We start from the raw sequence: 11,671 nt of genomic DNA, 5'->3' as shown, positions 1-11,671 counted from the left end.
GTCAGACCAGCTTGGCGTCGACGAGATGGAATCGAGCTGACTGGCTGGGACGTTCATGAACCGCCCATTTTACTGTTTCGGCGCCTGCTCGAATATCTGCCGTTGCCATCGTGTTTTCGGCATCGCTGTCATCCGCTTGATCCCGATATATCGGAAACTCGCGGTTTTCTTGATCGGCCAGGATGGACATGGGGTCGATGGCGCCGCTGCTCGCAGCGCCATGCTGCAGCAGCTCGTTGCCTCGATGCTGGCGACGCCTGGAAGATTCGGTAACGATTTCGGGCTGGTTGCGCATGGACGCATGCAGGGCATGGTTGGCATGCACGCTGGGCACGCGGACGAACTGGGTTGACACGTGCAAGGCATTGAACTCGATGCTCATCAGGTCAGCATGCCCCTGTTGTGCAAGGCTTAAGTGGAATCCGCCGGATCGGGGTGTGCTGAACAACAGGTCCACGGCTTGTTTCATTGATGAACAGTCCAGCAGGGCCCGAGTCAGCACCATGCGGGGGATTCCGAGCCCCGCCTGGCGTGACCGCAAGTTATTAACAGTCATTGCCAGTCCGTGCTCATTGACGGCAAAGGTATGCCCTGGGATGGATGCGGGATACACAAACGATGCGAAATCCGGGCCGTCGTCATTGGCGAACGTGGCGATACCACAATAGCCAGCAAAGCCGGGGTCGCCATCTTCATTGTGTGTGACACGGGGGCCGTCCGTGCCCGGCAACTGCACGGTTGTGCAACCGTCGGGCGCCGTGGAGAAAAGGTCGCCCCGGCAGTTCCAAAGGAAGACGTCCTCGGGCGGTAGATCCAGGCCGGCGGCCAAGCCCTGCAATTCCTGGTATACCCGGGGAAAATGCCGTTGCACCAGCGCTTGCATCGCGAGCGATATATCGGTTCCACGCCATGCCATCGCAAATTTCCACGATGGTGACGACACCAGATAAGAATGTGCAGCCTGTGCGCCAAAGCGGCCCAGTGCCCAGCCTGTTTGAAATGAAGAGCCAGACAGTTCGATCAATGACAGCATTGCAACCCTATTTTATGTTCAAGTATGCACCGGTCTGATGCAATTGGTCCTCAGCTATCTTTATACCCTCCACGGCATGCTTGCCCGCCTTCGCCAGCAAGCGTTCGACCAGGATTTCCACAAGTGCCACCGCTGCGGCACTGGAGGGAAAGAACGACGTTGACTCAGTCGGGAACAGCAGAATGCAATCGGCTTCGTGCGCGATGGGAGACACGATGCTATCGCATAGCGCAATGACGTGTGCGCCAGCCTGACGCGCCGCCTGGACCACCCGCAGAGATTCATTGGAATAAGGAGCAAAGCCGACAATTACGACGACGTCGTCTTTGTGCATGGACCTGAGTTCCATTTCGAGCGAACCGGCATCCCCTCGCAGCATGCTTACCGATGCCCGGAACAGGCGGTATAGGTAGTGCATGGTGTATGCCGGTCCGAACGAGGCACGAAAGCCAGCGACATGCACATGGCGGGATTTGGATAACAGGCTTACTGCCGGAGCAAGCCTGTCGCGGTTCAATTCTTCGAGCAGACGCAAATTTCCGGTCTGAGTAGCGACAGCGATGCTTAGCACCTCGCGTGGATTCTTGCTGCGTATGACGTGACGGGCCTGTTCTGCATAGCGCTTGGGCGTGCGACGCAATGACTGGATAAAGACGCCTTTCAGCGCATTCCAGCCGTCGTAGCCCAGTGACTGCGCAAGCCGTACCAGTGTGGCTGGCTGTACACCCGCCTGTATGGCGATTTGCCGCATCGACGCAATGGGGACCTCTGCGGGAAAATCCATGAGGTAGCGCGCAGCCACCTGAAACTGCGTGCTCATTCCAGGAAAATCACGCTGTATGCGCTCGATCAGGCTTTCCAGGTCGGGGGGCGCCGCGGGGTCGTGATGTTTGGCTGTCATTGGATGTGCGAAAAATGCAACGGTGGGGGATGCGAATTGCGGTCTCGCATGTTGATTTATTTGTTGCATGGTATATCATACAAGATCCATTTGTTGAATTCCAGCAAGGCCCTGACGCCATGTCCCATGTCTTTCATCGCAACCCCAGGCAGCAACTCGACTTCGCCGTACGCGGCCAGGGCATCGAACTATTCGACCAGAACAATAAGGCTTATATCGACGCTTCAGGCGGCGCGGCGGTTTCATGCCTGGGACATGGTCATCCTGTGGTTATCCAGTCCATCAAAGACCAGCTCGACCAGATCGCATACGCGCATTCCTCTTTTTTCACCACGCGGGCGGCAGAAGATCTTGCCGATTTCCTCGCACAGCGCTCGCCCGGGGACCTCAATCACGTCTACTTCCTGTCAGGTGGGTCGGAGGCCGTCGAAGCGGCCTTGAAGCTTGCGCGCCAGTATTTCGTGGAAGTCGGCCAGCCCACGCGCCGTCATTTCATTGCGCGTCGTCAAAGCTATCACGGCAACACGCTGGGTGCGCTGGCCATAGGCGGCAACGCCTGGCGCCGCGAGCCCTTTCTGCCTTTGCTGGTGCCGGCGTATCACGTATCGCCTTGTTATGCCTACCGCGATCAGCGGGAGGGTGAAAGCCAGGAGCACTATGCCGAGCGCCTGGCACAGGAGCTCGACCATAAAATACAAGAGCTGGGCGCGGAGAACGTGGCGGCCTTCGTCGCGGAAACCGTCGTGGGAGCCACGGCTGGCGCAGTGGCGCCTGTGAAGACCTATCTTAAACGGATCAGAGAGGTCTGCGACCGCCATGGCGTGCTGTTGATCCTGGATGAGGTCATGTCCGGAATGGGTCGCACAGGGCATTTGTTCGCCTGCGCCGAAGACCAGGTGGTTCCCGATATCATCACCATCGCCAAGGGGCTCGGAGCCGGCTACCAACCTATCGGGGCAATGCTGGCCAGCAGCAGAATCTATGACGCCATACTGGCAGGCAGCGGCTTTTTCCAGCATGGCCATACTTACATGGGCCACGCAACCGCATGTGCAGCGGCGCTGGCCGTGCAGCAGGTGATCGAACAAGAGCACTTGCTGGATAACGTTTTGGCGCGCGGCGAACAATTACGCGCCGAGTTGCGTTCTGCGCTGGCGGATCATCCGAATGTGGGCGACATTCGCGGCAGGGGCTTGTTCGTGGGCGTGGAGTTCGTCCAGAATAAAGACACGAAGGCGACGCTGGATCCGGTCCTGAAAACCCACGCCAGCTTGAAAAAGCAGGCAATGCAAAATGGCCTGCTGATGTACCCCATGGGCGGTACCATCGACGGCGTGCATGGTGATCACGTCTTGTTGGCTCCTCCGTTCATTTGCAGTGATTCCGATATCAGTGAAATCGTTACGCGCTTCACCCGCACCGTAGTCCAGGTTCTGCCTGCCTAATTCCAAGGAAATTCATCGATGGCCCGTCTACCTTATGCAGACCTGACTCACCCGGAGGTCAGCCCTCTTGTCAAGCAAATTGTCGCTGAGCGCGGCAGCGTGTTGCATCTGTACCAGATGTTGTTGCAAAGCCCGCCCGTCGCCCGCGGCTGGCTGAATCACCTGACCGGAATACGACAAAACAGTTCGCTGGCCGGCGATTTGCGCGAAATGGTCATCATGCGTGTCGCGATCATCAATGGCGCGCCGTACGAGGCCGAGCAGCATGCGCCTATTGCCTTGAAAGAAGGGATGACCCAGGCGCAGCTGGATGACTTGACGGCATGGGAATCTTCAAGTCTGTTCGATGACAAGGAAAGAGCCGTACTGGCTTACACCGACGCCATGACCCGCAATGTCCAGGTGTCCGACGAGGTTTTCGCCAATGTCAGGTCATACTTCGAGCCACGTCAGCTGGTTGAGCTTACCGCAACGGTTGCCACCTACAACATGGTCTCGCGTTTTCTGGAGGCGTTGCAAATCCATTCCGGCGACGCACGTAAAGCCTGAAGGCGTCGGCTAGCGTCCCCATAATACGTCACGCTTGTCGTCGGCGCGGTTCAGCACCCGGGCCAGCACGAAACACAGGTCCGATAAACGGTTCAAATATTGGATGACAGGCGCATTGACCGTCTCGCTACGATTCAGTCCGATGACGGTGCGTTCCGCCCGGCGGCAGATGGTGCGTGCGACATGGGCCAACGCCGCGGCCCGCGTACCGCCCGGCAAGATGAACTCTTCCAGCTTGCCCAGCGTGGCATTATGTTCTGCGAGGGCTTCTTCGAGGTACAGGACGTGGTCGGTGTTGACCGCCGCATGGCCCGGAATGCAAAGCTCCGCGCCCATGTCGAACAGGTCGTTCTGAATGCGGCCCAACAGCATATCGATGGCGTGAGGCAGCGGCTCGGCGCGCAAGACGCCGATGGTGCTGTTCAATTCATCGACATCGCCCATTGCGGTGATACGGGGGGCGTCTTTATCGATGCGGCTGCCGTCGCCCAGGCCGGTGGTGCCGGTATCGCCGGTGCGGGTGGTAATGACTGAAAGGCGTGTGGCCATGATGGTGTTCCCTGTTATTGAGCGAGTCGCTGCAAGGCGTCGCCGGTGACGCGTACGATACGCCATTCCGGCAGTATGTCGGCCCCGTGGTGTTTGTAGAAATCGATGGCGTTCTGGTTCCAGTCCAGCACGGTCCACTCGAAACGGCCGCAATCCAGGTCCAGTGCCAATTTGGCCAGGTGCTTGAGCACCATCTTTCCCACGCCTTTGCCGCGATGTGCGGGTTGGACGTAGACGTCTTCCAGGTACAGCCCCTGCTTGTCCAGAAAGCTGGAATAGTTGTGGAACCAAATGATGTAGGCCACAGGGGTGGCCTCATCTTCCACGGGGTGAGCCACCAGGCAGTTCGCGGCCGGGCGTTCGCCGAAGAAGCTGTCTTTCAGGCTGGCTTCGGTCGCCTTGAAGATATCGGTCAGCTTTTCGAACCTCGCCATCTCAAGCATCAGCCCATGTATGTGGGGGATGTCTTGCCGTGTTGCGGGCCGCAATTGGTAACGTATGCTGGGGTCAGTCACGTCCTATCTCTCGTTTGGCGTTATGCTGGGGAATCGGTGGATGTTCACGACCGGATTTGAATCCAGCAGGAGTGTAGCTTATGGCTTTGGCCAACTATCGTCTGCAGCAGGCCCTTGGGGGGCTGTTCGCCTTGACGTCATTTTATTCAGTCAGCGCTGTTGCCCAAGAGGCTAATGCGACTGGCGAGGTGCGCCGTATCGATGCGGCGTCCGGCAAGATTACCATCAAGCACGGCGAGATTTCCGAGCTTCAATTACCGGCCATGACCCTGGTGTACAGGATAGACCCTGCCTTGCTGAAAGGCATCGCGCCCGGCGATGAAGTTGCTTTCACCGCCAGGCGCGAGGATGGCCACTATGTCGTCACGCAAATATCAAAGTAGACGATGCGCCGTCGGAAGTCGCGGCATCAAAGCACGTAGCGTGAAAGATCCTGATTCCCGGCAGCTTCTTCCAGCTTGGCATTGACGTAGGCGGCGTCTATGACGACGGTTTGGCCGCTGCTGCCCGAGGCGTCGAACGACAAGTCTTCCAGCAGTTTTTCCATTACCGTGTAAAGGCGGCGCGCCCCGATGTTTTCGGTGCGCTCGTTGACCTCGAATGCCAACTGGGCCATGCGTTGTATGCCTTCGTCGGTGAAGTCCAGCGTCACATCCTCGGTCGAGAGCAGCGCGCGATATTGTTTGGTGAGGGATGAATCGGTGTCGCACAGAATGCGCACGAAATCTTCGGCCGTCAACGAATCAAGCTCGACACGTATCGGGAAGCGACCTTGCAATTCGGGAATGAGGTCTGAAGGCCGCGAAAGGTGGAACGCGCCCGAGGCAATGAACAAGATATGGTCGGTGCGTACGACACCATACTTGGTATTCACCGTGGTGCCTTCTACCAGGGGAAGCAAGTCGCGCTGCACGCCTTGGCGCGATACGTCACCACCCTGATGCTCCTGGCGCGTTGCTATCTTGTCGATTTCATCCAGGAAAACGATGCCGTTCTGTTCGGCATTGAACACGGCGGCCGTGCGCAGATCTTCTTCGTTGATGCGTCGACCCGCTTCCTCTTCAGTGACAAGCTTGAAGGCTTCTTTCACTGACATCTTGCGCCGCTTTTTCTTGTCCTGGCCGAGTCCGGCAAACATGCCCTTGAGTTGTTCGGTCATTTCCTCCATGCCTGGAGGTGCCATTATTTCCATCTGGGGCGCCGCCTGGGCGATCTCGATTTCGATTTGCAGGTCGTCGATGGTACCTTCGCGCAGGCGTTTGCGAAATGTCTGTCTGGCGTTGTTTTCTTCTCGCTGCGGCTCGCCTTGCGCATTTCGTGGCGGTGACACCAGGACGTCCAGGATGCGGTCTTCGGCGGCGTCTTCAGCCTGCGTGCGGACACGTCGCATTTCGACGTCGCGGGTCTGCTTGACGGAGATTTCCACGAGATCACGGACGATGGTGTCCACATCGCGGCCTACATAGCCGACCTCGGTGAACTTGGTCGCCTCGATCTTGATGAACGGGGCATTGGCCAGCTTGGCCAGGCGACGGGCGATTTCAGTCTTGCCCACTCCGGTGGGCCCTATCATCAGAATATTCTTGGGTACGATTTCGTTGCGCAAAGGCTCCGGCACTTGCTGGCGGCGCCAGCGATTACGCAGGGCCACGGCCACCGAACGCTTGGCGCGGTTCTGCCCAACAATGTTCTTGTCCAGTTCGGAGACAATTTCTCCAGGGGTCATATTGAGAGCTGACATATTGATCTATGAGTTATGCGGCAGGAGACGCGCATTCGGCGCGGGGCGCAGGCTAAAGCGTTTCGACGATGTGATTCTGGTTGGTGTAGATGCACAGATCGCCGGCGATTTCGAGCGACTTTTTGACGACTTCCGCAGGCGACAAGTCGGTATTCTGCAGCAGGGCCAAGGCGGCCGATTGAGCATACGCCCCGCCCGAGCCGATGGCGGCAAGGCCATTCTCGGGCTCAAGCACATCGCCGTTGCCGGTAAGGACCAGAGTATGTTCGCGGTCAGCCACGATAAGCATGGCCTCCAGGCGGCGCAATACGCGGTCGGTGCGCCAGTCTTTGGTGAGTTCCACTGCGGAACGCATGAGATTGCCTTGATACTTTTCCAGCTTTTCTTCAAAACGCTCTTGCAGCGTAAACGCATCTGCGGTTGCGCCGGCGAAGCCAGCAAGGATCTTGTCGTTGTACAGGCGCCGAATCTTGCGTGCCGTACCTTTGATGATGATATTGCCCAGGGTTACCTGGCCGTCCCCGCCCAGGGCGACCTGGTCGCCGCGACGAGCACAAATGATGGTGGTGGCGTGAAATTGTTCCATGGATTCTTCCTTTGAGGACATTAGCTGGGGGCAATGCCGGATAGTTCAAGGGGAATCACAGCGGGCCAGGTGTATCGTTCGGCGCGGTAGCTGGCGCAACGGCCACAGAGCTGGACGCGCATCATGCGGGTTCGCTGCGGGCGCGCGGCGCCGCGCCCGAGTAACGATAATGCCGTCTTCGGGGACGGTTTTGTCAATCGCCGTATAGCTTTTGGCGCATCTCGCGCCGCTCTTGCGCTTCAAGCGACAATGTTGCCGTTGGGCGTGCCAAAAGACGCGGAATGCCGATGGGCTCGCCTGTTTCTTCACACCAGCCATAGTCGCCTGCATCGATACGGGTGATCGACTGTTGCACTTTCTTCAACAGCTTGCGTTCGCGATCTCGTGTGCGCAGCTCAAGAGCGTGCTCTTCTTCGATCGTTGCACGGTCTGCGGGATCGGGCACGAACTGGGTTTCGCGCAAGTTCTCGGTGGTCGCGTCGGCATTGTTGAGGATTTCCTGTTCGAGATCTTTCAGGCGGTTTCTGAAGAACGCCAGCTGGATTTCGTTCATGTAGTCGGACTCAGGCATTGCTAACAGCTCTTTCTCTGTCGGCAAGTGCGTCTGACTCTTTGCGGCTGCTGATTTGCTTGCCATGATGGTATGTCCTTTTATTTTCGTACTGGTGACGAACCATGGCCGTATTGCTGGACGGCTGAGTTCGTTGTTAGACCAAGCATTGTTCCAGGCCCCGGGTAAAAATTTCCTGGGGTAGTTTACGTCCAATGAATACCATTTTGGTATTAGGCTTTTCGCCCGATAGCCAGGGTTTTCCCGGTTCAGCACCCATCATCATGTGCACGCCCTGAAAGAGCATGCGCCGGTTGATTCCTTTCAGGTACAAAATACCTTTATAGCGGAGCAGGTCGGGTCCGTATACCTGGACGATTCCTCCGAGGAATTCTTCGAGCCGTTCAGGATCGAAAGCTTTCTTGGAGCGGAATACGAAGGCCCCGATTTCATCGTCGTGGTGCGCATGATGATGATTTTGATGGCCGCAGTGGTCATTGCAATCGCCTTCGTGCTCATGCTCGTGCTCATGGTGTTCATGGCCGTGACTATGATCGTGGTCATGTGCGGCATCGGGATGTTCGTCCAACAGAAAATCCGGGTCGATGTCGAGTATGGTGTTCAGATTGAATCCGCTGATGTCCAGCAGCACCTTCAAGTCCGTGACGCCGAAATCGACTGGCGTGATGGATGCGCGCGGATTGATGCGAACAAGGCGCGCCCGCAAGGCCTGGTAATCGACGTCGTTGACCAGGTCTTTCTTGGAAATCAGTATGCGATCGGCAAAGCCGACTTGCTTCTGGGCTTCTTCCTGTTTGTCGAGCGTCTCCATTCCGTGCTTGGCATCGACAACGGTAATGACGGCATCCAGCCGATAGTATTCGGCAATTTCGTCATCCATGAAGAATGTCTGGCAGACCGGGCCAGGGTTGGCCATGCCCGTGGTCTCGATAATGACGCGTTCGAAGTTCAGTTCCCCGGCCTGGCGCTTTACGCGCAGCTCGTTCATGGTGCGCATGAGATCGCCCCGGACCGTGCAGCAGACGCAGCCATTGCTTAGCTCGATGATTTCTTCTTCGCTGTCCTGAACCAGCAACTCGTTATCGATGCTTTCGGGTCCGAATTCGTTTTCGATGACTGCAATTCGGCGCCCATGGTATTCGGACAGGATGCGTTTGAGCAGGGTGGTTTTACCAGCCCCCAGGAATCCGGTAAGAATGGTTACCGGTACCATTTTGTCAGGACTAACAGCGGGTTTCATTCTAGGCCTCGCGCCGCGCGGTCAAATACGTATTCCGCCAGGAAATTGGCGGCCATACAGGAACTTCTTACCGCGCAAAAAATACATAACGAGCGATTACATCACAGCATACGCTTTAGAGCAAACCTGGAATGAGAAACCTCCATTCATGCCCCATGTCCAAGGGCATGGGACGGCGCCAGACGCCGGCATTCCCGGCATAGCGCTCGCAGTTCGGTTTCGTGACCGGACAACATGAACCCGGATTCAGCCACCTTTCGGGCCAGCTGACGGCTTAGTTCGGGATCGCTCAATTCGGCGACGGATCCGCATTGCGTGCATACGACCAGCAGGTCGTGGGGCTCTCCCGCCGCATCAAGACACGCTGTCCAGGCATTGATCGCATCCAGTCGGTGCACAAGGCCTTCTTCGACCAGGAAATCCAGCGCACGATACACGGTCGGAGGTGCCGCACCCTGTTGGTCGCCGCGTATGAGTTCCAGCAACTCGTAGGCCTTGACGCTGCGTTGTTGCACCAGAAGGGTCTCGAGCACTTTGCGTCGTATGGGCGTAAGGCGTTTGCCACGCTGCATACACAGCGATTCGGCGGTGCTCAATGTCGCTGCAATGGCAGCGGCGGAAGATGGTTTTTTTACGGGCATGGCGCAAGACAATAACGGTCTGTGGATGCACGATTGCTTCCGGACTCGCAAGCTGGGCTGTGCAGAGAGCCCGGGTATGTTATAACATATCAGTCACTTTCCTTCCTGTGCGGTCCCGCCCCATGCATCGAAACCTTTCTGCCTCGTTAAGAAAGCCTGGCCACTATCGTGGTTCCGGACTGCTGGCGTCCGCTGTCCAGCGCCTGGCCCGCGTATCCCTGGCCGTGGCATTTCTATGGATGATGACTGCCTGGGCAATGGGGTGGTGGCCGTGATCACACAATGACAAGCGCTGTAATTGAATTGGATCAGGTCTCTCTGGGCTGGCGTGATCGCGTGGCAGTGCGCGATGTCACTGGTTCTTTTGCGCGCGGTTCGCTGACCGCCATCGTTGGTCCCAATGGGGCCGGCAAGTCTACCCTGATCAAGGGGATCATGGGATTGGTCAGTCCTTTGCGCGGACGAATACGACTGGCGGGCGACTCGCGCAACCAGATTGCCTGCCTGCCGCAATTGGGCGAGCTTGATCGTAGCTTCCCCATCAGCACTTATGACCTCGTTGCCATGGGCGCCTGGCGGCGCGTCGGTGCTTGGAAAAAGTTTGACTCATCCGAGCACGAAAGGGTAAAGGCCGCGCTCGACATGGTGGGACTGGCCGATTTCGGTCCGCGTATCATCGGCACGCTGTCCGGAGGACAATTGCAGCGCGCTTTGTTCGCACGCTTGTTGCTGCACGATGCCCATACGCTGTTGCTGGACGAACCATTTGCCGCGGTTGATCGCAATACGACCGAGGATCTCATGGTATTGCTGGAATCCTGGCATCGGGAAGGCCGTACTGTCATCGCCGTGTTGCACGATCTTGATATGGTGCGTAGTCATTTTCCGCAAGCCCTGCTTATGGCGGGACAAGCTGTCGCCTGGGGGCCGACCCAGGACGTACTGACGCCCGAAAATCTGCACTTGGCACGGCATTTATGTGCGGGAGACTATCTCTGATGTGGCTCTTCGATCTTATGTTCGGCCCGTTCATTGATTATGGTTTCATGCGCCGCGCTCTTGCGGGAGCGCTGGCCCTGGCTTTCGCTGCTGGACCTTTGGGCGTATTCCTCGTCCTGCGGCGCATGAGCCTGATGGGCGACGCCATGGCTCACGCCATTTTGCCGGGGGTTGCGGTGGGTTTCCTGACCGCGGGGCTGTCCTTGAGCGCCATGACGATAGGCGGCATGATTACTGGCCTGGTCGTGGCCTTGCTTGCTGGCGCTGTCGCCCGGCTGACACCACAACGTGAAGATGCCAGCTTTGCCGCGTTCTATCTTGTTTCACTCGGGCTCGGTGTGTTGCTGGTCTCTCTGCGAGGCTCCAACATGGACCTTATCCATGTGCTGTTTGGAACCGTGCTTGGCTTGGACGACGGGTCCTTGCTGCTCGTGAGCACGACATCGTCCATTACTCTGCTCATGTTGGCCCTGATCTTCAGGCCGCTGGTGGTGGAATGCCTGGATCCTTTATTCCTGCGCGGCGAGGGTAGGACGGGTTCCCTGATACACATGGTTTTCCTCGTGCTGTTGGTCATGACGCTGGTGGCGGGGTTCCAGGTACTGGGAACGCTGATGGTCGTGGGGATCATGATGCTGCCGGCCACCGCAGCCCGGTTCTGGGTGCGGTCAGTGGGACGCCAGATGGTATTGGCCGCAGTCATCGGCAGTGTCGCCTCATATACCGGGCTCTTGTTTTCCTATTACGCAAATGTGCCGGCGTCGCCGTCGATCATTCTCTCGGCGGGAGCGGTGTACTTTATTTCCGTGTTGTTTGGGCCGCTCGGGGGGCTGTTGCAGGCCGCGACGCAGGCCTATGCCAGGCATCATCGACTTTCTCAAATTTCGGAGCGACCTTAATG

15 protein-coding genes are annotated in these 11,671 nt (G+C 57.6%); 6 read left to right on the top strand and 9 right to left on the bottom strand.

Annotation, left to right across the window (positions count from 1 at the left end):
* Position 1 precedes the first annotated feature (1 nt).
* Together CR155_RS06885 and CR155_RS06880 are read right to left on the bottom strand one after the other, a co-directional pair.
* Positions 2 to 1,033, bottom strand: a complete 1,032-nt coding sequence (locus CR155_RS06885; protein ID WP_102069263.1) for a C45 family autoproteolytic acyltransferase/hydrolase — start codon at positions 1,031 to 1,033, stop codon at positions 2 to 4.
* A gap of 7 nt (positions 1,034 to 1,040) precedes the next feature.
* Positions 1,041 to 1,934 (bottom strand): MurR/RpiR family transcriptional regulator, encoded by an 894-nt coding sequence (locus CR155_RS06880; protein WP_102069262.1) that lies wholly within the window; start codon positions 1,932 to 1,934, stop codon positions 1,041 to 1,043.
* A gap of 119 nt (positions 1,935 to 2,053) precedes the next feature.
* Here CR155_RS06880 and CR155_RS06875 point away from each other — a divergent pair, with 119 nt between their 5' ends.
* The gene (locus CR155_RS06875; RefSeq protein WP_102069467.1) at positions 2,054 to 3,379 is read left to right on the top strand and encodes an aspartate aminotransferase family protein; all 1,326 of its coding nucleotides are present in this window, start codon (positions 2,054 to 2,056) and stop codon (positions 3,377 to 3,379) included.
* 18 nt (positions 3,380 to 3,397) lie between these two features.
* Positions 3,398 to 3,928 (top strand): carboxymuconolactone decarboxylase family protein, encoded by a 531-nt coding sequence (locus CR155_RS06870; RefSeq protein ID WP_102069261.1) that lies wholly within the window; start codon positions 3,398 to 3,400, stop codon positions 3,926 to 3,928.
* 9 nt (positions 3,929 to 3,937) lie between these two features.
* On the opposite strand, the gene CR155_RS06865 is transcribed toward CR155_RS06870, so the two are convergent.
* The gene (locus CR155_RS06865; protein WP_102069260.1) at positions 3,938 to 4,477 is read right to left on the bottom strand and encodes a cob(I)yrinic acid a,c-diamide adenosyltransferase; all 540 of its coding nucleotides are present in this window, start codon (positions 4,475 to 4,477) and stop codon (positions 3,938 to 3,940) included.
* A 14-nt stretch (positions 4,478 to 4,491) separates the two neighbouring features.
* Positions 4,492 to 4,920: a GNAT family N-acetyltransferase gene (locus CR155_RS06860; RefSeq protein WP_102069259.1), complete on the bottom strand. Its 429-nt coding sequence runs from the start codon at positions 4,918 to 4,920 to the stop codon at positions 4,492 to 4,494.
* A 152-nt stretch (positions 4,921 to 5,072) separates the two neighbouring features.
* On the opposite strand from CR155_RS06860, the gene CR155_RS06855 reads away from it, so the two are divergent.
* Entirely contained in the window at positions 5,073 to 5,375 is a 303-nt protein-coding gene (locus CR155_RS06855) for a copper-binding protein (RefSeq protein WP_102069258.1), read from the top strand.
* 26 nt (positions 5,376 to 5,401) lie between these two features.
* Here CR155_RS06855 and hslU read toward each other — a convergent pair whose 3' ends face one another.
* The 5 genes from hslU to CR155_RS06830 all read right to left on the bottom strand — a co-directional run bounded on the left by hslU (position 5,402) and on the right by CR155_RS06830 (position 9,771).
* Positions 5,402 to 6,733, bottom strand: a complete 1,332-nt coding sequence (hslU, locus tag CR155_RS06850; RefSeq protein ID WP_102069257.1) for an ATP-dependent protease ATPase subunit HslU — start codon at positions 6,731 to 6,733, stop codon at positions 5,402 to 5,404.
* A gap of 52 nt (positions 6,734 to 6,785) precedes the next feature.
* A complete protein-coding gene (gene hslV, locus CR155_RS06845) occupies positions 6,786 to 7,319 on the bottom strand; it encodes an ATP-dependent protease subunit HslV (protein WP_102069256.1) in 534 nt (177 codons plus the stop codon).
* Positions 7,320 to 7,512: 193 nt separating this feature from the next.
* The gene (gene dksA, locus CR155_RS06840; protein WP_102069255.1) at positions 7,513 to 7,956 is read right to left on the bottom strand and encodes an RNA polymerase-binding protein DksA; all 444 of its coding nucleotides are present in this window, start codon (positions 7,954 to 7,956) and stop codon (positions 7,513 to 7,515) included.
* Positions 7,957 to 8,026: 70 nt separating this feature from the next.
* Positions 8,027 to 9,130 carry a CobW family GTP-binding protein gene (locus CR155_RS06835; RefSeq protein ID WP_102069254.1) on the bottom strand — a complete coding sequence of 368 codons (1,104 nt, stop codon included), beginning with the start codon at positions 9,128 to 9,130 and terminating at the stop codon, positions 8,027 to 8,029.
* 146 nt (positions 9,131 to 9,276) lie between these two features.
* Positions 9,277 to 9,771, bottom strand: coding sequence for a Fur family transcriptional regulator (locus CR155_RS06830; RefSeq protein ID WP_102069253.1), 495 nt, complete (start codon positions 9,769 to 9,771; stop codon positions 9,277 to 9,279).
* A 122-nt stretch (positions 9,772 to 9,893) separates the two neighbouring features.
* Between CR155_RS06830 and CR155_RS20750 the strand changes: the two genes are divergently transcribed.
* Genes CR155_RS20750 through CR155_RS06820 form a run of 3 tightly spaced genes read left to right on the top strand, consistent with a single transcriptional unit; the run spans position 9,894 to position 11,669 of the window.
* Complete coding sequence (locus tag CR155_RS20750) at positions 9,894 to 10,046, top strand: hypothetical protein (RefSeq protein WP_158238241.1); 153 nt, start codon at positions 9,894 to 9,896, stop codon at positions 10,044 to 10,046.
* A 7-nt stretch (positions 10,047 to 10,053) separates the two neighbouring features.
* Positions 10,054 to 10,770, top strand: coding sequence for a metal ABC transporter ATP-binding protein (locus CR155_RS06825; protein WP_102069252.1), 717 nt, complete (start codon positions 10,054 to 10,056; stop codon positions 10,768 to 10,770).
* Positions 10,770 to 11,669, top strand: a complete 900-nt coding sequence (locus tag CR155_RS06820; protein WP_102069251.1) for a metal ABC transporter permease — start codon at positions 10,770 to 10,772, stop codon at positions 11,667 to 11,669. Before CR155_RS06825 ends, CR155_RS06820 begins: the two co-directional genes overlap by 1 nt.
* Positions 11,670 to 11,671 lie beyond the last annotated feature (2 nt).

The organism is Pollutimonas nitritireducens (genome assembly GCF_002849615.1).
GTDB lineage: Bacteria > Pseudomonadota > Gammaproteobacteria > Burkholderiales > Burkholderiaceae_B > Pollutimonas > Pollutimonas nitritireducens.
Note: the sequence above shows the minus strand (reverse complement) of the source record. Positions and strands in the feature narration are given on the sequence as shown.